This is a genomic window from Sediminibacillus halophilus (assembly GCF_900103695.1).
In the GTDB taxonomy this organism is placed as follows: domain Bacteria; phylum Bacillota; class Bacilli; order Bacillales; family Amphibacillaceae; genus Sediminibacillus; species Sediminibacillus halophilus.
Map to the genome: position 1 here is coordinate 535,308 of NZ_FNHF01000001.1, position 25,589 is coordinate 560,896.

Sequence of the window (25,589 nt, forward strand, 5' to 3'; positions counted from 1 at the left end):
CTTACAAAGGTATGCTTGTATCCAATATATGAATGGCTGAAAACGAATAGAACACTGCTGTTTTCCTTGTCATTGTTCCCCCGAGCCCTCATCGGAAGCTTCCGGGTTTTCTTCCTCTTTAACTTTGCTATCTTCATCGTGATTCGGTGGGGAGAACTCAACTACCAAGTAATCGTCTTTTTTTAGTGCAGTTCCCTTCTTAATGCTTTGTTTAACTGCAAATCCGTTACCCATGGTTTCTATCTCGATACCTGTCAGATCACCGAATTTGAGCACATCACGCATCGACCATCCGTTTACGTCAGGCATTTCCGGTTTTTCAGTCAGAATAAAGACCTTTTCATTCGCCAAAAGTTGTTCTCCAGACCGACTGCTGAAAGCCTCCACTTTTTTTCCGCTCCCAATTATTACAGGCTTCAAACCTTTTGATTCTAGCTTCTCTTTTGCTTTATTAATGGACAATCCGTCTATATCCGGCATGCTGACGGTTTTCACCTTCTGCTCGTTTTTCTGATCAGGTTCAATATTTAAATAATGCAGACTGTTTTCCATTACATTTTTAAATATATATGATACTGGTGCAGAGCCGGATTCATTTTCTTCTAAGTCCGGTTGTTTTACCGATACATACATCATTAGCTCAGGATCTTCTTTAGGCGCCATTCCAAGAAACGAAAACAAGTAATTCTCCTCTCCTGTCATATAACGCCCAGTCTCTGAGTCCGGAATCTGAGCCGTACCTGTTTTACCTGCGACGGAGTAATCATTTAAGTTGTATATATTATGACCCGTACCATGCTCAGAAGTGATAACCGTCTCCAGGATATCTTTCACTTCCTCTGCCGTTTGGCCGGAAACCGGCTGGCCCGATTGCTTTGGCTCATTCTCTTTCATCACCTGTCCAGTTTCTGAATTGACAATCTTGGAAATGACATAGGGTTTCATCATTTTCCCGTCATTGGCAATGGCAGATGCAGCCATCATCAACTGTATAGGCGTGACAGTCGTCCCCTGTCCGTAAGACGTAGTCACTTTTTCGATTGGCCAGTCATAAAGAATATGGCCTGGTTGTTCATTCGGCAAATCGATGCCTGTTTTTTGATCAAAGTGAAAAGCCTTTAAATAATCAAGAAATTTATCGGGCCCCAGCTTTTCCCATACGAGCTTGGCAGCTGCCACGTTGGAAGATCGCTGTATACCTTCTTTATAAGTAATGGTTCCCCAGTTCCCTCGCCAATCATGTATCGGGGTGTTCATTTTGTCATTTTGATAAGAGCCTGATTCATAGTACTCATCCGGATTAAAAACACCTTCTTCTATTGCTGCAGCAAGCGTGAAAATTTTCATTGTGGAGCCTGGTTCAAACGGATTGGATACAACGTCGTTATACCAGTTGCTCACTTCCCCAAGTTCATTCGGATTATAACTTGGCCTGTTGCTCATGGCCACGACTTCTCCTGTCTTAGGGTTCATTACCACTGCTGTCATCCGCTCTGGTTTGTAGTCCTTCTCAACCTGGCTCATTGCATCCTCTAATAGTGTCTGGATTTTTTGATCAATAGTCAGGTAGACGTCTTCTCCGTCATCGGCCTGTTTGATCACTTCATCCGGATCAAGCAGTTTTGTGTTAAAGTTGTCCCTTTTATAGGAAATAGATCCATTCTTCCCGCTTAGCACATCATCCATTTCTGCTTCTATCCCATTTCTGCCAATCAACTTATCTTCCTGCTGTTGCGCAATGCCAATCACTTGGGAAGCAAAAGTGCCATTTGGGTAATAGCGGATGGAATCTTTTTCGAAGTTGATCCCCGGGATATCCAAGTCTTCTATTTTTTCCTTTGTCTCCTGGGTAATATTTTTCCCATGGACACCGAACTCTACTTGGAATCTGCCTTCTTCCTGCCCCTTTTTCATGATTTCGGCTATTTTTGCTGCATCCATATTTAGCAGTGGTGCCAATTGGTCAGCCGCCTTATCGATATTGTCGACGTGCTTCGGCTCTTCCAATCCTTCGGAATAGCTTTCATCGACAATAGCAGAAATTTGATAAACTGCACGGTCATATGCAAGAGGCATCCCGTTACGGTCCAATATCTGCCCTCTTTCTGCTTCAATCACGTAAGAGTTGGTCCGTTTTTTATCGGCCCACTCCTGCAAGGATACTCCATCTACTTCTCCTGTTCCCTGTATGTATAAAAAGCGTCCAGATAAAACGAGGAATAAGACGATAAACAACAACATAAACACCGATGACATGACATGAGTCGTTTTATTCTTTCGCACGCCATATCTCCATCCTTACTTATTCAGATATTTGGGTTGCCTGCTTTACTTGCGTATTTTGGATCTTCAAACCGTTTTCCTTGGCGATTCTCAAAATACGATCTGGATTACTTAATTCTTTTGCTTTGTATTCCAAATTCTGATTTAGTTCCTGCTGACTTTCTACTTGCTGTTCCAGTTGCTGTACCTCTCTGTTCAATGCATCCGTAGAATTACTTAATGAGACAGAAAAATACAACGCCCCCACTAGCACAGCACTGAATACAGTATAAATGAATTTCTCTCCGGTTGTAATCCATTTTTTCTTTTGAACTTTTACTTTGACCTGTTTTTTTGTATCTGGTATCGTATGCCGGCCAGTTTCTTGCCAGGAATCCTGCCAATTCTTTAATGGAGATGTGCTCATCGTTTATTCCACCCTTCTTGATAACTGAATTCGTCGTTCCAAGGTTTTACTTTCTCTAATATTCTCAGCTTCGCTGAGCGTGAGCGTCGGTTGGCATCCAGTTCTTCATCTTCTGGAAGAATTGGTTTACGGTTGATTTGTTTGAACGGCGGCTTGCTTTCTTCCGGAATCACCGGAATATTTCTTGGAAGCTGCGGTGTTGTGCTCCACTTTTTAAAAGCCTGCTTACAGAGCCTGTCTTCCAATGAGTGGAAAGTGATGACAGATAGCCGCCCGTTAACAGCAATAACCTCTGCTGCCTGGTGCAACGCTTCATCAAAGGCATTTAGTTCATCATTTACAGCTATCCTGACAGCCTGAAAGATTCTTTTTGCCGGATGCCCTCCCTTTCTTCTGGCTGGAGCAGGTATCGCATCCTTAATAATATCGACTAGTTCAAATGTGGTATCGATAGACTTTTCTTTTCTACGATCTTCAATTTTCCGGGCAATTTGTTTGGAGAATTTCTCTTCCCCATACCGGAAAAATATTTTCACGAGTTGCTCATATGGCCATTGATTAATAACCTGATAAGCAGTAAAGTCCTGGGTCTGATCCATCCGCATATCCAGGCTTGCATCATGTTGATAGCTGAATCCTCTCTCTGCATCGTCAAGCTGAGGGGAGGAAACTCCTAAATCAAATAACACTCCGTCGACTTCATCTACTCCGTTATTTTCTAATTCCGTCTTCAAATTCCGGAAATTCGAATGGATGAACAGCACTTTCCCTTGATAAGGCGCAAGTCGTTCTCGAGCGGCTTGAAGTGCCTGTTCGTCCTGGTCGAAAGCGATCAGCATCCCGCCCATACCAAGCTTGCTTGCTATCATCTCGGAATGACCGCCTCCACCGAGCGTACAATCTATGTATGTACCATTTGGTTTTACATTCAACCCTTCCACTGCCTCTTGTTTCAGCACACTAAAATGTTCAAACATACCTTCACCCGCTTACGCTTTGTCTATTGGTAAATCAAATATCAAAATCCATCATGTTTTCTGCAATTTCTGCAAAAGAATCCTCGGATGCTTCAAAATAGGTTTCCCATTCACTGTCAGACCAGAATTCTATTCTGTTCGAGACACCGATAACCACACATCCTTTTTCCAGCCCTGCGTACTTCCGCAAAGGTGCTGGTATATTTATTCTCCCCTGTTTATCCACTTCACATTCCACGGCGCCAGAAAAGAAAAACCTGGTGAACGCCCTGGCGTCTTTTTTGGTGAGTGGCAGTTTTTTTAGTTTTTCTTCTAAAAGCGACCATTCATCCATTGGATAAGCAAATAAACATTGATCTAGACCACGGGTAAGGACAAAGGTTTCCCCTAGTCCTTCCCTGAATTTTGCAGGGACGATTATCCGGCCTTTTGTGTCAATATTATGTTGAAACTCACCCATGAACATAGAGACCGCCCCCACTTTCTAAATTAATGGTACCACATTCCCCCACTATTCACCACTTATTTTTTATTAAAACTTATTTACAAGTAAACAACCTGTAATAATCCCTCTTCTAACCTAGGGTTCTTCATGGTTATAGGCTTTTAATAAGCAAATGAGGATTTTCATCAGAAATTCCGAATTCATTGATAAGCAAAAAGAAAGCGCCCTGCAAAATGCAGGACGCTCTATTACTCCATATGATTTTTATTATCCCATTTAACGATTTTTATTTTCTAGTGGTGGAAAGTGGAGGAGTTCTTGACCATCTTCACAAATAAACGATATAGTGTGCCTTACTGTAATCAAAGGATGATGCCGTAAGCTGCCTGATAAAATCTTTACCATGATGATTGATCCAAGGGAGCGCATTCCAGGCTCTCTCTTGTAATCCCCTTTCCGGGTATAAGCAAAGATTCACCGAATCATAATCTTCCAACGTCTTACGGTGCATATCTTGCAAGGTCTTGTTGATTCTTTCTTCTATAAAATCGATATCTCTGTATAAATACTCCAAGTTTTTATCCGCAATATCTTTCAGATCCGTTCGGATTGAACCGGCAGCTTTACGTAATGGCCGATGAGCTTCCTCGATAGACTTTTTCACCTGTGCAGCCAACATTTCTATCGGTGGGTTGGTTTGGGCGGCAAGCCAATTTGTTTTTTCAGCATTCACTCCGCGCTCTAACACTTCTTCCACGGTTAAAGAAAGATTGCGGACTATTTTTTCCGTGTTCTTATCTACTAATGTAAAAGACAATCGCGGAAGTACAGGCGGCATCTTGATTTGCAGCGCATGAAAAGCAGGCTTTAAAACCGACCAGTAAGCAACCTCTCCAGGCCCGCCAAAAAAGGCAAGTGTAGGAAATAACAATTCCTGCATCAATGGACGGGTAACTACGTTATTGCTTAATTTTTCAGGGTGCTCCAATGCGATTTGCCGAAGCTCTGCTGTCGTAAAGCTACATTCGTTTTGCTTTCCAGCCCATTTATCACCTTCTTGCTTAAACAGCAGAACTCTTTCTCTTTCTCCTTCCAGATGATAAAAAAGGTGTCCGCTCTCCGGTTCGGCATCAAGCTCGATTGGATATCCTTCATTTCTGTTTTTTTGGATTTCCTGGTACACACCCCGGCTGATTGCAGACTGATTTTCTATCATCGCCAAGAAGTTATCACTCTCCAACTTCCTTACCAACGGATTCCCTGAATCTACCAAAACTATCCCATCTTCTCCAAATAGGCGCAATATAATTTTGGCAAAGAAATCTACATAAGTACCTGAGCTTTGCAGTAAATCTTGACAGCATGAATATAGGTTCCTTGTATTGTCCGTTTCTTGAATCTGAGAAAAAATCTTTTTCAACCACTTTTCCGCTTCCGCATGGTTTATTGGCAAGTCGGAGACGGAACATTTTTGATCCGGTCGCTGTCCGACTTTGTTCTTTTTCATCCGATCACCCTGCGGCATCATAATATGATCGATTTCATCGAAATCATGGTCCTCACCGGCAATCCAAAAAACGGGTATCACTGGTTTTTCCAATTGATGCTCCTGTTCTTTGGCAAAATTAATAATCGAGATGATTTTATGTATTGTATATAGAGGGCCGGTTAACAGTCCAGCCTGCTGGCCACCGACAATCACCATACTGTTTTCGTCTTTCAGCCGTTCTATATTATGCATGGTTGCCTGGGTTCCGCCCCATCCTGCATTTAATTCAGTTAAGACAGCGGACAGTCCCTCACGGTTGAATTGCTTGTCGCTGATATCCCGAGCTCTTTGCACATATGTTTCCTGTTGAAAAGGCTGATAATCGAATTTATTCTGAATCGCTTCGTCTCCAGATCTGTATCCAGCGATCAGCTTCGTTTGTATGTTTGTTTCAATTGGATCAATCCGCACTATTACCTGCTCCTTTATTTGAATTTGCCTATTCGTATTTTACATAAAACAATTGGCAAATTCACTTATTATGTTTACACGGCAAGAATCCCTGCAGTTATACCATATATGACGAGCAGAAAATAAAGCAGGATGAACAGAAGGAAGCTAAGTCTCCAAAACCGCCTCCAAGCAGTTAAAAACAATACTTCTCCCTTAACTTTATACTGCATAATGATAAAAAAACTCAAAAGCACGATCAGGAAAATGAAAATGTACCCATAATAAGTAGTTCCATATAATTGATGGAAGATTGCTCCCACTGATAGAATATATAATAGCGTTGTGTAATTAACAGAAACATGCAGTGCCTTCAAGCGATTGTTGCTTACTTTTTTTGCAATGATATACACCAACCAGGAAATTACTATTGGCATCGTCAAACAAAAAGCGAGCAACCAGACCATTAAATCAATCATCCTTCAAGCCTCCCGCATTCATCTCCAAAGCTTTTATGCTGCGATAGGCAAAAGACGTATAAACAAGGTCACACTGCGTCTTTTTGAGTATGTAACCAGATATTGCTTCTATCTCGGTCCTTCTTCCTGCTTCTATATCCTTGCACATGGATGAATAATTCTCCTTCGTTTGATAAACTATCCTCTTCACTATTTCCCACGACTTACCGCTGCTTAATCCGAGGACTTCGCAAGCTTCCTGGCACAGTTTTTCAGCTAGCCATAAAAGATGCTCGTTTTCAAGCAGGCTTTCATTCTTGACTTGAAATAATGCGGTAAGCGGATTGATGACTGCATTCACTACCAGTTTTTGAGCTAACATATGGTACCAGTCTTCTTCCAGGTTTATCGGATAAGAGGAGGTCGCCAGCTTATGGATGGTTTGATTGCTTGTTGCAGACAATTCGCTTAATGAAGCTATTCTACAAATTCCTTTCCCGGTTTGTTCAACGGTATAATCGTCATGCTTCAAAGCGCCATACTCCAGCACCCCTAGCAGCATCTGATGACTATCCTTCAACGGGCTAAGCAGTTCAAGATGCCCCATTCCGTTTTGCAAAAAAATCAACGGAATGTTGAGATAGGATTGTAGTCGGGGCAGGATATCAGAAAGGTGATATTGTTTAACTGCAATCATTATTATATCCTCTTTTCTTAACTCTTCTAACAGCAGAGCCCTAACCGGAAAGTTCTTGTAATCCGGAACCAAAGAAACGCCACCTTTATTGATCTCGTGTTTTTGCTCTTCCCTTCTTACATATACGGTGACCTGGTGGCCTCCTTTTGTTAAATTGACAGCAGTCAGGAGCCCGACTGCGCCGCCGCCAATAATACCAACCTTCATTTTTTTACCCCCAATAAATGCAACTATTAGGATTGTAGCAAAGAATGCTGAAAATATCTGCAAAACTTTTTCGTTAGCCAGTAAATAACTGCAATTCATTTCATTCTGAAAATTTTTATACTATAATGAAATTGGAAAGCGTTTGAAACCAAAAAAGCTTCCTTACTTATCGGAAAGCTTCGATTAAGGAACTGGCGGCAGCCAGTTCGATAGCAGGAAAGGGGAAATGATTATGCAGCAAGTGAAGGTAGAAAGGCTGTTGGTCAACTACAAAACACTCGAGAAATTTAAGCGATTTAAAGAGTATGGAAACCAGGAACTTTCCATGCTGGAGGATTTAGAGAGCAACATTATTGAAAATGACAGTGAGTCTCCTTTTTTCGGCATTTATTATGGAAACGCTTTAGTTGCCAGGATGAGTCTTTATAGAGTAGATGCAAAATATGATCAATACTTCACTCCTCCACAGGATTATCTCGAATTATGGAAGCTGGAAGTATTGCCCGATTATCAAGGAAGGGGTTATGGCAGCCGACTCGTTGAATTCGCCAAAGAATATAATTTGCCGATCAAAACGAATCCGCGAATCAACTCTCATGGTTTTTGGGAAAAGATGGGCTTCAAGAAAGCAAAATATAATATGGAAAGAGATTTAGGAGAAAATCCTTTAATTTGGACTCCAGAGGGTGTAGCCGAACAAAGTGTATCCTAATGCACATCTGAGGCTTCAACGTCAAAGCCGTCCTGCATGAGTTCTGCCTTTGATGGCAGGCTCTTGAAGACGGCCCTTTTCCACTACAAGGAATGGTTATATCTATTTGGACTGACGTTCTTCCTCCGGGCTTTCCGCCCGCTTCCACACATCCCCAATTTCGTTCCAGGCATCCCGGTATCTTTTCAATCGCTCTTTCAATTGATCATTTTCTGTTTTCAGCCTCTGTATTTCTGCATCTACTGATTGCTTGTTTGCTGATTCATAATTATGACGAAGCTTTTCCAGCATGGAAATGGCTGCTTCAAACCCAGCATCTTTCCCGTTGTTTTTCACTTCTGCATGATAGACAGGATAATGGTCCGCCTGCTTTCTCTCCTGTTTTGCAAGCTGAATGGCCTGCTGATACTGTTTTCTTATGGAAGCATTCCAGCGGAATCCGCAAGCAGCCGGGGTTCTGGATAAGCGATTGGCGACTTCCTTGAAAGCTTCGAGTTGGGTTTTCCCTTCTCTAATATAACGAAGAACAGTCTCAGCAAGCAGGACATCTTCATCCTGGCTCCAAGCGTCCTGCCTCGTATTGTTCATATCATCCCTCCTGTATACGGTTTGCTATCAATGTATGCAAAAGATAGGAATGATAGAATAAAATTATCTGTTCTATTTTTTCATTGATTGTAAAACGCTTTTATTACATCAACATGCTTGGCGGAATCCCACAAAGAAGCTCAACCGTTAACCTCTCGTTCAGTTTCAACCGAACAATCGAATATTGGTTGTCCACTATCCTATAATCGATAAATGCCTAGTCCAGCATCCTTCTTTATGTCCTTCACTTCCTTGTGTTACCTACAGAAGGAAAGGTATTAAACTAGAGCCCAAGAAGAATCACCAGCAGTCCGTGAAAAGCATCTCGAAGCAAGTACCAGCACTCCTCATATGAAGAATGATTAAAATTCATCCACAAATTAGGTTCCAGTCTATTCTTTTACGCAAAAGCATCGATCTATCAGAAAACACTAAAAAAATCACCTTTCAAACCGCTCGTATAGCAAGTTCAAAAGGTGATTTCCTTATAATGACGCCTATTGATGATATTATTGCTCAACCACTTGTTTTCCGTCATAATGCCCGCAATTTTTGCAAACATGGTGCGGTTTTGTGTACTCACCACAGTTAGAGCACTCAATCATACCTGGTACGTGTAGCTTTTTATGCGTACGGCGTTGGTTTTTGACTTTTTTAGAAGTTCTTCTTTTAGGTACTGCCATGTCTTACACCTCCTTCAACTAATAACGAAAATCATACCTTATCTAGAAGAAAAAATAGAAAAACTATAATTCCACTCGTTGTAATAAGGTAAAGATGAAGCTGAAAAGCTATCCTCAGCGATTTTCTTCTTGATCTTTTTTGTTCAGCAATGATTGCAGTTTTTCCAGACGAGGGTCGACCTTTTCCTCCGTTTTACCTTCGGTTTGCAATTCCCAGCCTTCCCCTTCTGTCAGAGCATTTTCCTGCACCTTCGGATCATCAGAAAATACCCGAAACGGTACTTCCAATAAAACATTTTCCTTTATATAAGGGGTTAAGTCAAGCATTTCTCCATCAACCGGATGAATTTCTGATTCATCCTCTTCTTGGTAATATGGTGATGCAGAAAAAACTTCCAAAGCATCAATGTGAAATGGATAAGGAACATCCACTAATGTCCTGGCACAAGGAAGAATCATTTCTCCATCAATCGAAAAATGAAAGGTAATTTCATTCCCTTGTGTGGTTGCTCGACCCTTGACCAAAACAGGATCAATTTTCCGAATATCATTGTTCATTTCTTCTATTTCAGAAATATCTACATGGTCCTCAAATGAATAGCCTTCCGTTCCGGCCATCTTTAACTTTTGAAGAGCAAATTTCATTAATATCACCTCAAGGCAACAAAAAATATTTTAAAAGGTTTTCCGGCATTTGTCAATATTTTTTCTTTACAGGCTTCTTTTTATTCCTTTTCAATTACATGCATGAAATACATATTCTCGTATACTAACACATTCTTCTTTGACAACCAAATTAAAATGCAGATAGCCAATTGATTTGGTAAAATAAAATCAAACCATAAACAGGAGTTGGATCGCATGAACGCTTGTGGACTAATAGTGGAATACAATCCATTTCACTTTGGGCATCTCTATCATTTGCAACAATCACGAAAAAAATCTGCAGCCGACTGTGTGGTAGCAGTTATGAGTGGTAACTTTTTGCAGCGTGGTGAACCGGCGATTATTGATAAATTTCAAAGGGCAAAAGCAGCTATACTATGCGGCGTCGACCTTGTCATCGAGCTACCTTCAGTGTTCGCCGTTCAAAACAGTGATTTATTTGCAAAAGGAGCCTTGCTTACTTTGGAGGAATTGAAGGTTGATTCCGTTTGCTTTGGAAGTGAACACGGTGAAATTGATACTTTTTTACAGGCATATAATCGTTTCACCCAACACCGCGAGAAATATGATCAGATACTGAAACGATCATTAACAGAGGGCTATTCCTTTCCTGAAGCAAGCAGGTCTGCTTACCAAGCAATCGGTTTGAATTCAGGGTCGGTTGACTTATCCAAACCGAACAATATACTTGGTTACAGTTATGTGAAAGCAATCAAAGAATACGGTTTATCCATGAAAGCACTGTCGATTAAACGAGTGCATAACGATTATCATGAGCCAGAGATCAACCATTCTATTGCAAGTGCAACCAGCATACGCAACGAACTGCATAAGCATGAACACATCACGGATATCGCCAAAGAAACTCTTCCAGATCCTGTTCAGCAAATATTGATGGAATATAAACAGGAAGCCGGTTTGTGGCATAATTGGCAGGACTATTTTGACCTTCTTCAATACCGAATACTTACCATGCAGGTTGAAGAAATACGAGAAATCCATGGTGTTGAGGAGGGTTTGGAATATCGATTGAAAGAAACTGCCGCCAAAGCAGACAGCTTTATCAATTGGATGACAGCACTAAAAACGAAACGGTACACTTGGACAAGATTGCAGCGAATCTTTGTTCACCTATTGCTTAATAACCAAAAACAAACCATTCAGCCTTTATTAAACAAAGACCACATGCCTCATCTGAGAATTTTAGCAATGAATAAAACTGGGCGAGCTTACGTAAACCATAAACGAAAAGTAATCGGGGTTCCATTGGTTTCGCAGTTAAAAAAGCAAAAAAGCCCACTTGCTTTGATAGATGAAAAAGCTTCAAACGCTTACTATAGTGTCACTAATCATGATAAAAGAAGTAAGCTGCGCCGCCAAGAGTTGACCTTCCCTTATATGGGCTGAAAAAAGTCCAATATCGAATCTATGTTAATTGTTTGTCTGGGAAAACAACCACTGGAAACCGGGATTTATAAAGCGATGACTGTTACGGATTACGCTTCTTCTTATAAATGCTTCCCATTATTAAACAGACCAAATCGCTTTGTATAGCGGTTTGGTCTGTTATTTCCGTATCAATTACCTTGAGAGTCCTTAGATGACTTTCCCGAACCTCTTAGTTATCCATTTCCTGAAGGTAGGTCAACGCATCATCAAACGTATCGACAGGCACAATCTCCATGTCCGTTCCAATCTCCTCTGCCGTTTTTACAGCTACTTTATAATTGGAGTCGTCTGCTCCCCCTTCGTTTGGAGCAAAAAACACTTCACAGCCTTCCTTGTCTGCAGCTATGACTTTTTTATCGATGCCGCCAATACGGCCTACTTCCCCTTCGTAATTAATTTCCCCTGTACCTGCAATTTGATGACCCTTCGTCAAATCCGTTTCTGTTAGTTGGTCGTAAATTTCCAAACTGAACATCAGACCGGCACTTGGACCACCAATATTGCCGCTTGCGAACTTTAGCTCCGGTTCTACTTCTACATTGCGGTTGGTAACTAATTGGATGCCTATTCCTATTTTATCCTGTCCAGGAAACTCCTCCAATTCAATTGTTTTATTGACGGTTTCTTCTTCTCTTTCCACGGTTACCTCTATTTGGTCACCCGCTTCTTTACTCGATACATAGTTAATCAAATCATCTGATGTGTCAAGTTCGCGCCCGTCTATTTCAACAATTTTATCTCCAGCCTTTAGCTTTCCTTCTGCTGGCATTCCTTCAATCACTGTTACGACATAGACACCCTCGTATTCAATGTCTATTTGTTTACCAGCCGCCTGATAAGCTACGACTGTAGAAGCTTCCTGTGAGCTTTCCATCATCTGTAACTGAGCCTGAAAGTACTCATCCTGAGAAATCCCTTCCGGAAACACTTCTTCGATTGGCTCGATATCTTGATGGGGGCGCATGGATGCCCATAAGTACTGTAACGGGGTTGCTTGTCCACCCCGGATGGTTACCAAGTGCATATCTCCTTCACTTTCAAACCCATCAGTTACTTCTACGATTGGGTTCAATGCATCGGCACCGCCTGGTTTGTAAATATAATACGGTAACCGATAGCTAACCAAAAAAGCCGCAATGACAATTACAATGATTGCGGGAATGAGCGTTTTTTTATTAAATTTCATCTCTTTTTCTCCTTCCAATCCTCGATGCTGCGAAAAATCTCCGGCATTTTGCGCAATGTCTCCCGCTCTCCTTCATCGACTATCGCTTCTATGTCCTTGAATGCACGGGAACTAAACGCAGATACGTTAGGTTTCAATAGAATATCTGCTTGTGGTCCCGTTGCGTTGACCAGCTCATCCTGCATGATATCGATACTTTGAATAATCACATCATAGATGGAATCGACATCGGTATTAATCGTAAAATGGGCACAATCAACGCCAATCACGAAATCCGCCCCCAGTTCTTTGGCAACCGAGACCGGAACACGATCAACTACTCCCCCGTCAACAAATAACTGTCCATCGATACTTACCGGAATAAATATACCCGGTATCGATATACTCGCCCGGACAGCATCTGCTGCATTTCCTTCTGTAAAAACTTTTTTACTTCCATCAAATAAATTGGTTGCTGTTACACCGATTGGTATATCAAATTGTTCCAGATTTTTATTAAAGGTAAACAAGCGGATATATTCCTTAATTCGCTCTCCTTGAAGAAACCCCATATTTGGAAGGGTGAAATCCAAAAAATACTTTCGCTTGAACGTTCGGGCAAGTTGATACAAGCTGTCCAGTCCCTGACCAGATGCATACAATGCACCGACCAGTGCCCCCATACTGCTTCCTGCTATACAATCAATGACTATCCCTTTATCGGTTAATGCTTTTAAAACGCCTAAGTGGGCAAACCCCCTCGCCCCTCCTGAACCTAATGCCAATCCTATAGATGGATTCACCCTGGAACGCCCCTTTAGCCTCAATGTTTTTTTACCTATATTATGGCATAAAACCAAGAACTATGAGCGTATATTGTTAAAGGATTGCTTGTACTATAGGAGCTATTCATATTCTACTATTTCCCCTTATAGAAGTACAGAAATGTGTTAAGCTCACCAACTGGGAGGCCGGAGTATTGAAATCTAAAATAAAGTCGATTTTGTTTGCCGGAACAGCGTTATTTCTGGCAGCTGCACTGATTACATTTCCAGATCAAACACTAGAAGCAAGTATACGTGGCTTGAATATGTGGTGGGAAATTGTATTTCCATCTCTGCTACCGTTCTTTATCACTGCAGAGTTATTAATCGGGTTTGGGGTGGTCCGGTTCATAGGTGTTTTATGTGAGCCCATCATGCGCCCGCTATTCAACGTACCAGGAGCCGGAAGCTTTGTCTGGGCAATGGGAATGGCGAGCGGTTATCCGTCGGGAGCTAAACTTACCACACGACTCCGCCAGGAAAAACAATTGACAAAGACCGAAGCAGAGCGCCTCGTCTCCTTTACAAATGCTTCAAATCCTTTGTTTATCTTTGGCGCGGTCTCTGTCGGTTTTTTTCATGATGCACAGTTGGGGATTTTGCTTGCAGTTTGTCATTACGGGGGGAACACACTTGTCGGACTCTGCATGCGTTTTTACGGCAGAGACAGAAAAGAACGCGGAGAAGAAAAACAACGCGTTTCACTATATCATGCTTTACAGGCACTTCACCGGACAAGACTTCAAGACTCTCGCCCATTCGGGAAAATATTTGGCGATGCCGTCATCCAATCCATTCAAACACTATTGATGATAGGCGGCTTTATCATCATGTTTTCCGTGTTCAATAAACTGATTTTTCTGATCGGCATATCCAAAATTCTAGCTGCCGGTATTTCTTTGCTTTTCACAATGGCTGGCATTCCGGGAGAATTGGCGCTACCCTTTTTTTCAGGACTGTTCGAAATCACACTGGGTGCTCAAATGATTTCAGGTACAAATTTGCCAAACATGCTGCCAGAAGTCATTGTAGTTAGTTTTATTCTTGCATTCAACGGGTTTTCAGTTCAGGCACAAGTGGCTAGCATCCTTGCAGAAAGTGACATACGCTTCACTCCATATTTCTTTGCAAGAATTCTGCACGGCATATTTGCCAGTACTCTAGCCATTTTATTATTTAAGCCACTTTACCAAGACAAACTAGGCTCCTCCACGACGGGAACCAACATTCCTGTATTCGCACCTACAGGTGGTCAAGACTGGCTCCATTCCTTTGAAATGCTTCAGCGGTTCGGACCGTTGATCACGCTGTTTTCCCTTGCCTGTGGAGCCCTGATTTTGCTTCGACGATTACGTCGTTGACAATGGAGTGGAGGATTATAGGCTGAACCATTCATCTAAACTGTTCATACTAACTGTTTAGATGTGGCGCAGCCTCTTCGATTAGTTGAATTTTTGCTGGAGGGCCAGTTCAACTGCTTTCGGAACTAAATCAGCTACATTAGCCTGATATTTGGCAACTTCCTTTACCATACTTGAACTTAAAAAAGAATAATCGTTGTTTGTCATCATAAAAAACGTTTCTATGTTCTCATTCAACTTGCGATTCATTGATGTTATTTGCATTTCGTACTCGAAGTCGCTGACTGCACGCAGTCCTCTTATGATTGCCGAAGCTTTCTTCTGTTTGGCATATTCCATCAACAGCTGACTACTCGAATCTACTTCTACATTTTCCATATCACTAGTAACGTTCTCTAATAATTCGATTCTTTCGTCAACAGAAAATAGCGGAGACTTCGATTGATTGTTAAAAACAGTTACAATAATCCTATCAAACACTTTTGCTCCCCGCTGAATAATGTCCAAATGGCCATAGGTTACCGGATCAAAACTTCCTGGACATATAGCAAGTCTTTCCATTCTTATTGCTCCTTTCGCTCGTAAATAGTAATACTGGTAGTACCTCCGTAAACTTCTGTCTGCCTTCGTGAAAAACCGGCATATTCATCGACCAGTCTTTCTCTGTTTTCATGTTCGCATACTATCAGCCCTTTGTCTGTCGACAAGTGATATGTATCGATTGCTTCCAATAATTTCTCATAGGAAACTTTGCCATATGGTGGATCTAAAAATATGACATCAAAATGCAGACCGCGTTTGCCCGCTGCCTTTATGGCCATAAAAGCATCAGTACGAAATACTTCTGCGGAGTCTTCAAGTTCCAGGGTGCGAAGATTATCATGAATAGTACGGATAGCTTTTGGTTGTTTATCGACAAACACTGCTTTTTCCATTCCCCGGCTTAATGCTTCAATTCCGAGTCCACCTGAACCAGCAAACAAATCTAAACAACTTCCTCCCTTGAAAAACGGCCCGATAATTTGAAACAACGCTTCTTTTACCTTATCTGTGGTTGGCCTAGTCAGCCGGTTTGGCACTGGATCTAATTGTCTTCCTTTATATTTGCCGGAAATAACTCTCATCAGTGTCCACCTCTCGCTTTATATTCGACCTTCATCCTACCATAAAACGGTTTTTAGCGGAAATATTCCATTCTTTAAATTATTGTTCCTTGGTAGGGTATATATTTTCTCAATCCGTCCATACTAACGTAGTGAAGCAGCTGGCTATCCTGACGGCTGCTTCAGAACACGGAGAAGGCTTACGTTTCCCCATAAGTTCTTCTTCCGGTTTCTCCTCTCCCTTTGCCTTTTTGTTTTCTAATCAGAGAACAAAAAGGGCCTGCAGATTTATCTGCAGGCTTTTTTTTATGGATTTCTCCCTCCCTGATATTTGCAATGGCTTAATCCCATGCTAAAGTATTAGGGGGAGAGAGGTGAGCAAATGATTCAGCGATTAATTGAACTCGGCGATGGATATGCCGATATATATGAACTCTGTGAACTTGCAAAAAAAATGCCTGAAAGGGTTATTCACTTTGTATCACTCCGGACTGAGAAAAATGGCAGAAAGGTAACTTCGCCGGCTATTATCATGAGTCCTTCCACACAAGGCAATTTTCAGCCAATTTATATTTGTATGGAAGGTGTACCAGACCCGGAATCGGGTGAAAGCAAGAGATATGAGTTGTTTAAGAAGATAGCTTCCGAACAGGAGCATGAGATCAAGTCGTTAATAGTCAAATCGTCTGCCGAATTTCATGAAAAGACGTTATATTTTCAATATCTAATCGGAATTTTTCAAATGAACCGCTTGATAAAAATTCATTAACCAGTAATGACAAATCCTCCTGGACAGTAACAACAAAAAACATCCTGCCGAGAGCCGGCAAGGATGTTTTTAAATACCCATTTTATAATCATATTCTTTCGCCTTATCCATTTTTGCGTTTTCAAATTCTGTGTTAACGAAAGGTTTGTATGAAAAATCCACTTTAGATATAAACGGTAAATGGTTCAATTTATCCGCCGTTTCATCGGCTTCAACTTGATCTACATAGACCACCGCGTATTTCCGCTGCTTTGATACATATATTAAATGACCGAATCGTTTGATTTGTTTTATATTTTTCATGTGTTGGAACCAAACTATTAATCCCTGACGTTTTGTTCTCATTTAGGATCCTCGCTTATTCACTGATTTTTGTCCATTTTATCAGAATATTTCGTCCCCATCAATAACCTGAAAAAACAGAAAGGCTGGACCAATCATTCAATATGAGGTCCAGCCGCTCATGTATATATAGTGATTATGAAGCCTGGCAGCCGCAGCTTCCTCCACTTCCACAGCCACATCCGCTGTCCTGAAGTGCTGCTCCATCCTTAGGCACTTTCACCTGCTCGCTGGCGCTATGGGCAACCAAATCACTGATTTCATCAAGAAATTGCTGCAAATTGCGTTCAGCTATTTTAAACGAAGCAACTTTTTCGTTCATGTCCATTTCCCTTTTCGAAGCACGGACATCCTTCATAATTTGATTATAATCCGGATGATACCTGCCGAATCGCTGAACATCCTCGTACTGTTCTTTCATCCGATTGAAGGAAGCAATCAGTTTTTGCGCTTCATCATCCTCTTCCAGCTGTCTTTTCTGTTGATGATATTCTTCCATGACTTCGGATTGAAGAATCATTTGACCAAGTGCTTCAGACTTATCTAAAATATCTACTAACTCTAAAGTGGCAAACACTGTATCCACCTCCATATCCTATATAATACCAACAATGGACTGAAATGAAAAGTGGAATCACGTATTTGTAATGTAGAACCGGATTAGGGACCATTAATATGACTTGCAAGGATAAAGGTCCAACAATTATAGGATGTCACAAGTTTTTGATGGGTTACAAGACGGATTATTATAAAATAAAATATCCTTTGTAGTCCTTGGGCCTTTTATAGTAGTGGTGTAGTCCAGCGCTACGGAAATACCTTAAGCTTTCCGCAGGAGTCTACAGGTATTTCCTCCGCTAGGAACAGATCCCTGTTTATAAACTGTACTAAACTTTTTTTGGAATTACTTGGGACTGCATGTAGCGAGAAAAACGAGCAAAAAGTCCAAGGGAAGGAGAAAAGACGGAATCCTAACTGTTTCTAAAAAGAAAAGCACGCGTTTCCTGAAACCCGTTTTTAAAAGGTCTTATAGGGATCAAGGAAAAAAGGTTCTACGCTAGCGCTAATCAACATGCTGCTTAGCGCAGGGAGCAAACGCGGACTCCTCCGGGAAAAGCGCGAGCTGAAGAACCACTTGGGAAGCGGTTTTCTTTACCAAGTTAGCTGAAGCCGTGCCCGCGAAAAGCAAGTATGCTATCAAAGCGGTGGTTAACACACTTTTTGAATAGGCAAATGAAAAGAGCCCATCAAAATAAAGTTTTCCTTTTTAATCCTTCATGGATCCGGCCATCTGGATAAGCATCGAAATCATTTGCATTTGACCACTCAAACGCTCAATCCGCTGCGGAATTGTTTTGCCATAAAAAACTTTTGCTGCTTTTTCCATTTCTGAAAATTCTTCTGGATTTCGAGTCAATTTCCGGTACCATTCAGGGTTCATCCTGATAAAGTGCTTCAAGTCTGGCCGGTTCGTCAGTTGCTGATAAATGGCAGGCTGCAATCTGTATTCCCCCTAATCTTTACTCCAAGGCGTCTGATGCATTTTAGATTGTTTTGCCGGAGAATGCTTTTTAAACTCTTGAAATTGGCCAATTAACGTCTGGATATTGTTTATCGCTCCGTTTAATTGATGCATATGCCCCTGCACTTTATTTAAATCTACTTTCTCAATCATTTGCATGAATTGACTTGCAAGTTGTTGCTGCTTACCTTGAGAATCTTCTGATGCCGACTTCTCTCCATTCTGTGCTCCCTTGAGGTTTCCCGGTTGGTATTCCTTCCATTTTTCATCTTCTTCCCCAAGCAGCACCCACATTTCATAGAAATCCTGCCAGGAGTTTCCCTTTTGATTAACTTCCTTTACCAGCCCAGGATGCTTTTTGACGAACGCCTTAAATTCTTTTACAGAAGGGTGTAAATCGCTCATTGACAATCACCTGCTCCCCGTATCCTTTTTCATTTATTATATGAACGCTTAGAGAAGGTGTGAAATAACTTCCAAAGACAAGTAACTGTGAATAAGATAACCAACGGCATTTCAATGGACCCCGAGGGGGTAGTCGCTGTAGCTGGACATCATAACAGCTGAAGTTATTATAGTCTGATAGCACAAAAAAGCAAAAACCGAACGAATTCGAATCATCGTTCAGTTTTTGCTTTTTCCATTATACTTTTTTCCCTGTCACTTTTGTGATTCTAAGGTTTTTGCATAAAATTTTGCGTATAGTAATACCGATAAACACCGACACCTAAATGAGTATAACCATCCTTTAAAAGTGCCTCACGATGCCCCTCGCTATTCAGCCATCCTTCCACAGCAGCAGGTCCATCCGTATATTGAGCCGCTATATTTTCACCAGCAGACAAGTAATAAATGTCATGTTCACTAAGTCGTTCCTTTAACCCTTCGCCATTCTGAGAATAATGGGAAAAGTAATTATTGTCCGACATATCCTTACTGTGTGAAAAGGCGACCTCCGCTATTGGATCATCCCAACTGAGCGAGCCTTTGTCGTGCCGTTTTCTTATGACATTGGTGATGTCAAATATTTGCTGCTCCATACCCTTTTGTACTTCTTCCCATTCTGCATCGGTTAACTCCGGTTTCTCAGGAAGTTTACCGCGGTAGTATATTTCATATGGACGTTGCTTCAATAAAATATCTTTGGTAACTACCCGGACAGAGGATAATTTATCCGTGAATGTATCAAAATATAACTGCATATAAGTTTGCTTGTCCAGCTTTACTAATGGGCGTACTTTTAATTCATCGTCTGTCAATTGGAACCTGTAAGAAGTAATCCCTTCCGATATAGATACTTCTTTGGCAAACTCAAAATGTGCAGCTGCTTCATCGTAAGATTGTCCGATGCTCACAGGATCAATTGATAAGTCTTCACCTGTTGCGAAGATAGTGACAACTTGTCCATCCTCCACACCGAATTGCATATATTGATTTTCTTCATTTGTGTAGACCCACCAGTCGTACCCATATGAACTTTTATCTTTGCGGACTGGTTTTCCCAGCTCTTTTAGCAATTCATCCGATGTTTCCCCGATTCTGCTGTACAAATTTCCTTCCAAGTCAATATTAGAAGTAAAATGATCCGGGGTTGGTTTGCTTTCCATCTCTGTTTCTTTTGTCTTTAATTTTTGTTCTACTTTCTGTACCGCTTCATCCGGGTTAAAATCCCCTATTTTAACTAAATAAAAAACCCCCGCCCCAATCAGTAGCAGCACGATCAACCTTCCGATTCCTCTCATAGCCCTTTAAACTCCTTTTTCACCTGTTAAGTAATTATAATAATCGAAAACCAACTTTATGAAAAGAAATTGAAGTAATCCATACATTACACCATGTAAAAAAAGTGCTCTGTTCCGTCAAACTAAAACAATCGCTGCATGGCATTTCTTTGATAAGAACAAAGGATAAAAATAATGCTTAACGACCACTTTTTATCTCTTCGTATAACAAGTTCTAAAAAAGACCGTCCCCATTATATATCGGGGACAGTCTGTTCCGTTAAACTGTTACAAACTTAGTGAAGTTCTGGTCGTTCGGAAATTTCCTCTAAAGCATGACCTGCAGCTAAATTCGATTTTTCCTCCAACGCCAAGTCTCCAAGCGAAACAATTCCCGCCAACTTACCATTTTCTACAACCGGCAGACGTCGAATTTGCTTTTCAGCCATTAAGCTGCTAGCTTCTTGAACGGAAGTATCGGGAGCTACAGAGTAAAGTTTCCCACTCATTACATCACTAACTTTTGATGAAGGACTTTTTTCCCTCGCCAGACCGCGTACAACCAAGTCTCTGTCCGTAATCATCCCAAGTAATTCTCGATTGGATCCGCAAACTGGGACAGCACCGACATTGTGGTCTGTCATGATTTTTGCCGCTTCAGTCAACGTGTCGTCTGCTGAGCAAACAGAAAGATCAGTTGTCATAACCTCTCTTAATTTTTTCATTGCAGTACCTCCTAGTTGTATTATGAATGGTACTCCCCACTCTGTAGGTATTCTTCCCCTAAAACCATCATATAAATCGCACTTCCTATATAAAAACTTCTCATCAATGATGATGGTTTCGTTAGTGAAATGATCCGTACAATAATAATTGCAACTTATTGCAATAAATACTATTATTAGATTAGATACACAATTTTTGCGAGGTGGAAGTAATGAGAATAGAAGGAACAAGAATCGAAGGAATGATCATGGATTTAAAACCGTTGGACCATCTAATGGATGAAATCGCTTTTGTTCGTGCCGGACAGTGGGACTATGAAAGGGTCACATACGATTATAAAATCGGGTCTGCAGAGAAAAATATTACTTATTACATAAGAATCCAGGGCTACGCTGTTGAGGGTGAAGTAGACCGGGGAGACGCAGTCATCAAACTTACAACTCCATTATTGGGGAAACATTATTATCCGCACGGAGTCGAGTATGGAGAAGGGGAAGATTTCCCGGAAAGTGTCGTCGACCGAACGAAAAGTTTGTTGGCAAAGGCAAAGAACGAATTAGACAATTTCGCGAAATAATGTTTTACTGCTGCCGGCTACGCGCCGGCAGTTTTTTCTCCTGTCGTATAGCTGAATGGCACTGAGATTGTTCACAAGAAGTTAATTGTTTTTTCAACAAACTTTCAAAAAAACATGTTATCATTAATCTTAGAGAATGCTGTTGTTCGCCTGCTTAAAGCACGTTACTCTCAGAACTACTGCCCAGGGGCAGTTTTCTTTGTATACACCACTACGTAAATAAGTTCGACGCAGCCGTATATCTATTTTGTTCACATACAGGAAAGGAGATACATACCCAATTGTTCCGTTACTTGTCAAAACGCCAATGGATATTAATTATTGCAGCGATTCTTATTCTTATTGCTGGATATTTCATTTTGCCGGTGTCCGTACCCTTAATCTTGGCTCTTCTGACCGCCATGTTTTTGAACCCGGCCATTCGATGGCTCCAATACCGTTTTAAATTGAACCGTAAAATATCGGTAACGGTCATATTTTTGATTTTTTTGCTCATTATTAGTCTTGTCGGAACTTATTTTGTAACAAGAGCCATTACCCATGTCGTTAACTTTGCCGAAAACGCGCCGTCTTATGTGAACCAGCTTAATACCAAATTTACGGAATGGGAAACTGATATGGATCGTTTCACCGAAAATCTCCCTGCCGATTTTGTAGCAGAGGTAAAAGACGGCTTTAAGCGTAATATTGAATTACTGAATACAAAAGTCAAACAATACTTTGAATTAGATAAGATTGCTTCGGCAGCGGCTAAAGTACCCGAATACCTTGTCAGCCTGCTCGTTTACTTAATCGCATTATTTTTATTCATGCTTGAGTTGCCCCGACTGAAAGCAATGTCTTACAATCACCTCACAGAGGAAACAGCTGAAAAAGTAAAGTTTATGAATGCCCGCCTGTCCTATGTCGTCCTTGGATTTTTGAAAGCACAGTTTCTGGTAAGCATCATTATATTTGTCGTATCGCTCATCGGACTTCTTTATATCACACCGGAAGTCGCCATTATTATGTCGATTATCATATGGCTGGTCGATTTCATCCCAATTATCGGCTCCATTGTCATACTAGGTCCATGGGCCTTGTACATGCTTTTAGCCGGTGATACAGTTATGGGTATTCAGCTTGCTGTATTGGCTATTATCCTGTTGGCAATTAGAAGAACTGTGGAACCGAAAGTAATGGGTCGACATATTGGGCTTTCGCCTTTAGCAACACTAATTGCCATGTACCTTGGTCTCCAGTTGATAGGAATTATCGGCTTTATCCTGGGTCCTTTGCTGGTTATAGCTTTTAATTCAGCGAAAGAAGCTGGTATTATTAAATGGAACTTTAAAGTTTAGTTGTATAGGTCGGCAAAAACAGCCTATCCATTTCCGTGGATAGGCTGTTTTTTTACAAGGAATTGGTTCCCTGGATGCTCTTTTTTTGGACCGCTCTTCTTTTTTCATATACCAATATACCTTTTTCGTTGGCAACTTTTTTAAAACCATTCTTCTTAAGTACACGTTGAGAAGCAAGGTTTTCCTTATCACAACAAGCTCTGATCTTTTTTATTTGCTGGTAAAAAGCCCATTGGCACAAGGAACTTACTGCCTCCGTTGCATAACCTTGATTTTGCTTCTTTTGCAGAATTCGATACCCGATTTCAGCCGTCTTTTTCTGTTCGTCATAAGCTCTGAATCCCGCTTCACCAATTATCCAGCCCTTTCGTTTTCCACGGATAATCCACGGTCCCATGCCAAGCGATACTTTTTTCTTCTCCAAGTCCTCCAAATAATATGGAAGCAAAGCTTTTAATGAATAATGGGGCCATTCTACATCATATGGGATATGTTTCTCAAAATAATACTCCATCGGATTTTTGATAAGCATTTGGCCTTCTTTTAATGTTATAGGTTCTATAACCAACCTTGCGCTTTCTATATCCATTATAAACCGATCCTTTCGTACATGTTTATATAGCCTATATACCATTGGATTCGAAGAAATAAACGTACGAGCTCTTTAAAAGTGGGAAAAGAAATTGATATATTCACAATGGTAACCCCTGGTGAAGAAAAAAACTTTTATTTAAAAAGGGCTGTCCCAATCATCTATTATGACAATTGGGACAGCCTTATCAGGTGACTCCATTTATAGGCCGAGAATTGCTTTGATCATACTTGTAGTTTCCCCGCCTTCAAAAAAGATATACAACAGCAGATAAACTGCTACACCAGTTATAGCAGTAAAAAACCAAATAATGCTCGTAACCGGACCGATCTTACGGTGTTTTCTGATTTTTCTTTTAAAAGCCAATGTCAGAGTCACAATTCCAAAAACAGCCCCTACTGTTGCAAGGATAATGTGAAAAATCAAGAAAATCGTGTAGTAAAGTTTAATATTATCAGGACCACCGAAACTGGTATTACCAATAAAAATGGTCCGCGACATATAAATGATAAAAAACAGCAAAGCGCTAATCGCAGCCGCTATCATCGTACGTTTATGAGCAGCGAACTTATTATTTGCAACTAGATACCAGCCGATGGCAATAAGTACTGCACTCAATACGATAAAAAACGTGCTGATCGTTGGCAATATAGGCATAAGACTTTTAACCTCTCCCTGTTTTGAATAGTTCTATTTATGCTTCTGTAGTTGTGTTTGTTGATGGCATTGGATCGACCTTGTCTACACTTTTATTGAACCAGCCAAAGAAAATCCGGGCTAAAACGAACCCATAAACAATTTCCTGCATGATTTTCATCAAAATTCCGCCTAGCTGCTGATCCTCTAAAACGGGTATTGGAGAAAACATTTCCGGTCCTGTCAATGGCAGCCCGTTTAAAACGGATTGAGGAACGCAAAGCGACATTGCTTGAATCCAACCACTTGTTTCACTGTAAGTGGCATATAGCGAATGCCCGGAAAAAATGATTAAACCGCAAGCAGGTGTAATCAATACCCCATTAGCAAATATATAACCGATTTTCATAAGGGGCGATAGTTTGTCCATTTCTTTGATAGGCGTAAATATCGGCCACCAAACCAAAAATGCCGCTGCCAGTATCACAGTGGTAATGACAGCATGGGCAATTACATTTGCTTTGGCGAAATCGAATATGACTGGCATATGATACATAGAAAATAGCCCGTTGAACAATAGTAAAGCGATCAATGGTTTTGTCAAAAGGTGTAGCACCTGTTTTAAGCCCGGCACCGAAAAAACGCTTCTCCATATCCACTCTGGAATGCCTTTGATAATCAAAATCGGAAAAACTAAATAATACAGTGACATTTGTACCATGTGTGAAGTAAACATGATATGGGAAAGTAAATCGATTGGTGAACCTTTAATAAGATAAAGAATTACTAATCCAGTGTAAAAATAAATCAGCTGCTTTGAAGTTGGCCTGGCCTTATCAGTGAACCTCTCCCTGAAAGTAATAGTGATCAAATAATATAACAAGCCAAGGGCGATAACAAACAGCAGATAGTAAGGACTCCATAGAGCGCGAAAACCAAAAATTTGTAGTTCCAGCCACATAACAACCTCACTCCATCTAAAAAATTGCTTCTTCTATTATAACGCATCCCGTAACCTTATTGAGCATGTATTGTGACAATTTAAAAACAGATTGACCATTACATTCCTATATTATATCGCGTTTAACCTGTTTTTTGAAATCAACCGAACAACTTTCCATAAACACTTAGGCTTATTTAACGATAAGTTTCCGATAGATATAATATAGGAAAAAACATCTTTTATTCTGTTGATAAATAAATGCAAAACGTCGCTGCAGTATAACAATGCGCTTTCCATGGCTACCGCCTCAGCCCTGCAGAGGCTGGCTCGAGGAAGCTCGCCAGCCGCCCGTGAAAAGCGGAGAGTGTTTCCGCAGCGTCGAACTAATACACAACGATATAGAGGGATGGAAGACGCATTCAAGCTATATCGCATGTTTGAATGGGTTTTGAATCGAG

At 40.9% G+C, this 25,589-nt stretch carries 29 protein-coding genes; 6 read left to right on the forward strand and 23 right to left on the reverse strand.

Annotated elements, in window-relative coordinates:
- Positions 1–69: 69 nt before the first annotated feature.
- From BLR82_RS02720 to BLR82_RS02750, 7 genes are all read right to left on the reverse strand, one after another.
- Complete coding sequence (locus BLR82_RS02720; RefSeq protein ID WP_074597458.1) at positions 70–2,283, reverse strand: penicillin-binding protein; 2,214 nt, start codon at positions 2,281–2,283, stop codon at positions 70–72.
- Positions 2,284–2,302: 19 nt separating this feature from the next.
- Positions 2,303–2,689 carry a cell division protein FtsL gene (gene ftsL / locus BLR82_RS02725; RefSeq protein ID WP_083334677.1) on the reverse strand — a complete coding sequence of 129 codons (387 nt, stop codon included), beginning with the start codon at positions 2,687–2,689 and terminating at the stop codon, positions 2,303–2,305.
- On the reverse strand, positions 2,686–3,666 hold the full coding sequence (gene rsmH, locus BLR82_RS02730; protein WP_074597459.1) for a 16S rRNA (cytosine(1402)-N(4))-methyltransferase RsmH: 981 nt from the start codon (positions 3,664–3,666) through the stop codon (positions 2,686–2,688). Before rsmH ends, ftsL begins: the two co-directional genes overlap by 4 nt.
- A gap of 34 nt (positions 3,667–3,700) precedes the next feature.
- The gene (mraZ, locus tag BLR82_RS02735; RefSeq protein ID WP_074597460.1) at positions 3,701–4,132 is read right to left on the reverse strand and encodes a division/cell wall cluster transcriptional repressor MraZ; all 432 of its coding nucleotides are present in this window, start codon (positions 4,130–4,132) and stop codon (positions 3,701–3,703) included.
- Between the two features lie 307 nt (positions 4,133–4,439).
- On the reverse strand, positions 4,440–6,071 hold the full coding sequence (gene bshC / locus BLR82_RS02740; protein ID WP_074597461.1) for a bacillithiol biosynthesis cysteine-adding enzyme BshC: 1,632 nt from the start codon (positions 6,069–6,071) through the stop codon (positions 4,440–4,442).
- 74 nt (positions 6,072–6,145) lie between these two features.
- Complete coding sequence (locus BLR82_RS02745; RefSeq protein WP_074597462.1) at positions 6,146–6,529, reverse strand: DUF3397 family protein; 384 nt, start codon at positions 6,527–6,529, stop codon at positions 6,146–6,148.
- Complete coding sequence (locus BLR82_RS02750) at positions 6,522–7,412, reverse strand: 2-dehydropantoate 2-reductase (RefSeq protein WP_074597463.1); 891 nt, start codon at positions 7,410–7,412, stop codon at positions 6,522–6,524. The genes BLR82_RS02745 and BLR82_RS02750 overlap by 8 nt, the downstream gene beginning before the upstream one ends.
- 232 nt (positions 7,413–7,644) lie before the next feature.
- Between BLR82_RS02750 and BLR82_RS02755 the strand changes: the two genes are divergently transcribed.
- The gene (locus BLR82_RS02755; RefSeq protein WP_074597464.1) at positions 7,645–8,124 is read left to right on the forward strand and encodes an N-acetyltransferase; all 480 of its coding nucleotides are present in this window, start codon (positions 7,645–7,647) and stop codon (positions 8,122–8,124) included.
- Positions 8,125–8,226: 102 nt separating this feature from the next.
- Here the strand turns inward: BLR82_RS02755 and BLR82_RS02760 are convergent, their stop codons facing one another.
- From BLR82_RS02760 to BLR82_RS02770, 3 genes are all read right to left on the reverse strand, one after another.
- The gene (locus BLR82_RS02760) at positions 8,227–8,712 is read right to left on the reverse strand and encodes an RsfA family transcriptional regulator (RefSeq protein WP_074597465.1); all 486 of its coding nucleotides are present in this window, start codon (positions 8,710–8,712) and stop codon (positions 8,227–8,229) included.
- A 509-nt stretch (positions 8,713–9,221) separates the two neighbouring features.
- Entirely contained in the window at positions 9,222–9,395 is a 174-nt protein-coding gene (gene rpmF, locus BLR82_RS02765; protein ID WP_026570466.1) for a 50S ribosomal protein L32, read from the reverse strand.
- Positions 9,396–9,509: 114 nt separating this feature from the next.
- Positions 9,510–10,040, reverse strand: a complete 531-nt coding sequence (locus BLR82_RS02770; protein ID WP_074597466.1) for a YceD family protein — start codon at positions 10,038–10,040, stop codon at positions 9,510–9,512.
- Positions 10,041–10,256: 216 nt separating this feature from the next.
- On the opposite strand from BLR82_RS02770, the gene BLR82_RS02775 reads away from it, so the two are divergent.
- The gene (locus tag BLR82_RS02775) at positions 10,257–11,468 is read left to right on the forward strand and encodes a nucleotidyltransferase (protein WP_074597467.1); all 1,212 of its coding nucleotides are present in this window, start codon (positions 10,257–10,259) and stop codon (positions 11,466–11,468) included.
- Positions 11,469–11,679: 211 nt separating this feature from the next.
- Here the strand turns inward: BLR82_RS02775 and BLR82_RS02780 are convergent, their stop codons facing one another.
- On the reverse strand, positions 11,680–12,696 hold the full coding sequence (locus BLR82_RS02780) for a SepM family pheromone-processing serine protease (protein ID WP_074597468.1): 1,017 nt from the start codon (positions 12,694–12,696) through the stop codon (positions 11,680–11,682).
- Positions 12,693–13,478 carry a patatin-like phospholipase family protein gene (locus BLR82_RS02785; RefSeq protein WP_074597469.1) on the reverse strand — a complete coding sequence of 262 codons (786 nt, stop codon included), beginning with the start codon at positions 13,476–13,478 and terminating at the stop codon, positions 12,693–12,695. Before BLR82_RS02785 ends, BLR82_RS02780 begins: the two co-directional genes overlap by 4 nt.
- Positions 13,479–13,654: 176 nt before the next feature.
- Here BLR82_RS02785 and ylbJ point away from each other — a divergent pair, with 176 nt between their 5' ends.
- Positions 13,655–14,860, forward strand: coding sequence for a sporulation integral membrane protein YlbJ (ylbJ, locus tag BLR82_RS02790; protein WP_074597470.1), 1,206 nt, complete (start codon positions 13,655–13,657; stop codon positions 14,858–14,860).
- A gap of 81 nt (positions 14,861–14,941) precedes the next feature.
- On the opposite strand, the gene coaD is transcribed toward ylbJ, so the two are convergent.
- Together coaD and rsmD are read right to left on the reverse strand one after the other, a co-directional pair.
- A complete protein-coding gene (gene coaD, locus BLR82_RS02795; protein WP_074597471.1) occupies positions 14,942–15,421 on the reverse strand; it encodes a pantetheine-phosphate adenylyltransferase in 480 nt (159 codons plus the stop codon).
- A 2-nt stretch (positions 15,422–15,423) separates the two neighbouring features.
- Positions 15,424–15,984: a 16S rRNA (guanine(966)-N(2))-methyltransferase RsmD gene (gene rsmD / locus BLR82_RS02800; protein ID WP_074597472.1), complete on the reverse strand. Its 561-nt coding sequence runs from the start codon at positions 15,982–15,984 to the stop codon at positions 15,424–15,426.
- A gap of 361 nt (positions 15,985–16,345) precedes the next feature.
- Here rsmD and BLR82_RS02805 point away from each other — a divergent pair, with 361 nt between their 5' ends.
- On the forward strand, positions 16,346–16,732 hold the full coding sequence (locus BLR82_RS02805) for a DUF7147 family protein (RefSeq protein WP_074597473.1): 387 nt from the start codon (positions 16,346–16,348) through the stop codon (positions 16,730–16,732).
- Between the two features lie 69 nt (positions 16,733–16,801).
- Here BLR82_RS02805 and BLR82_RS02810 read toward each other — a convergent pair whose 3' ends face one another.
- The 6 genes from BLR82_RS02810 to BLR82_RS02835 all read right to left on the reverse strand — a co-directional run bounded on the left by BLR82_RS02810 (position 16,802) and on the right by BLR82_RS02835 (position 21,042).
- The gene (locus BLR82_RS02810; protein WP_074597474.1) at positions 16,802–17,077 is read right to left on the reverse strand and encodes a YlbG family protein; all 276 of its coding nucleotides are present in this window, start codon (positions 17,075–17,077) and stop codon (positions 16,802–16,804) included.
- A gap of 133 nt (positions 17,078–17,210) precedes the next feature.
- Positions 17,211–17,651, reverse strand: a complete 441-nt coding sequence (locus BLR82_RS02815; protein ID WP_074597475.1) for a YlbF/YmcA family competence regulator — start codon at positions 17,649–17,651, stop codon at positions 17,211–17,213.
- Between the two features lie 690 nt (positions 17,652–18,341).
- On the reverse strand, positions 18,342–18,575 hold the full coding sequence (locus BLR82_RS02820; protein ID WP_074597476.1) for a YlbE-like family protein: 234 nt from the start codon (positions 18,573–18,575) through the stop codon (positions 18,342–18,344).
- A gap of 12 nt (positions 18,576–18,587) precedes the next feature.
- Complete coding sequence (ylbD, locus tag BLR82_RS02825; protein ID WP_074597477.1) at positions 18,588–19,001, reverse strand: spore coat protein YlbD; 414 nt, start codon at positions 18,999–19,001, stop codon at positions 18,588–18,590.
- Positions 19,002–19,270: 269 nt separating this feature from the next.
- Positions 19,271–20,338, reverse strand: coding sequence for a CAP domain-containing protein (locus BLR82_RS02830; RefSeq protein ID WP_074597478.1), 1,068 nt, complete (start codon positions 20,336–20,338; stop codon positions 19,271–19,273).
- A gap of 275 nt (positions 20,339–20,613) precedes the next feature.
- On the reverse strand, positions 20,614–21,042 hold the full coding sequence (locus BLR82_RS02835; RefSeq protein ID WP_074597479.1) for a CBS domain-containing protein: 429 nt from the start codon (positions 21,040–21,042) through the stop codon (positions 20,614–20,616).
- Positions 21,043–21,254: 212 nt separating this feature from the next.
- On the opposite strand from BLR82_RS02835, the gene BLR82_RS02840 reads away from it, so the two are divergent.
- Positions 21,255–21,620 carry a YugN family protein gene (locus tag BLR82_RS02840; protein WP_074597480.1) on the forward strand — a complete coding sequence of 122 codons (366 nt, stop codon included), beginning with the start codon at positions 21,255–21,257 and terminating at the stop codon, positions 21,618–21,620.
- A gap of 281 nt (positions 21,621–21,901) precedes the next feature.
- A complete protein-coding gene (gene ytvI, locus BLR82_RS02845; protein ID WP_074597481.1) occupies positions 21,902–22,960 on the forward strand; it encodes a sporulation integral membrane protein YtvI in 1,059 nt (352 codons plus the stop codon).
- Positions 22,961–23,012: 52 nt separating this feature from the next.
- Here the strand turns inward: ytvI and BLR82_RS02850 are convergent, their stop codons facing one another.
- From BLR82_RS02850 to ctaG, 3 genes are all read right to left on the reverse strand, one after another.
- Positions 23,013–23,549: a GNAT family N-acetyltransferase gene (locus BLR82_RS02850; protein WP_074597482.1), complete on the reverse strand. Its 537-nt coding sequence runs from the start codon at positions 23,547–23,549 to the stop codon at positions 23,013–23,015.
- Between the two features lie 204 nt (positions 23,550–23,753).
- Positions 23,754–24,209, reverse strand: a complete 456-nt coding sequence (locus BLR82_RS02855) for a DUF420 domain-containing protein (RefSeq protein ID WP_074597483.1) — start codon at positions 24,207–24,209, stop codon at positions 23,754–23,756.
- Between the two features lie 37 nt (positions 24,210–24,246).
- Positions 24,247–25,149, reverse strand: coding sequence for a cytochrome c oxidase assembly factor CtaG (gene ctaG, locus BLR82_RS02860; protein WP_074597484.1), 903 nt, complete (start codon positions 25,147–25,149; stop codon positions 24,247–24,249).
- Positions 25,150–25,589: the final 440 nt, after the last annotated feature.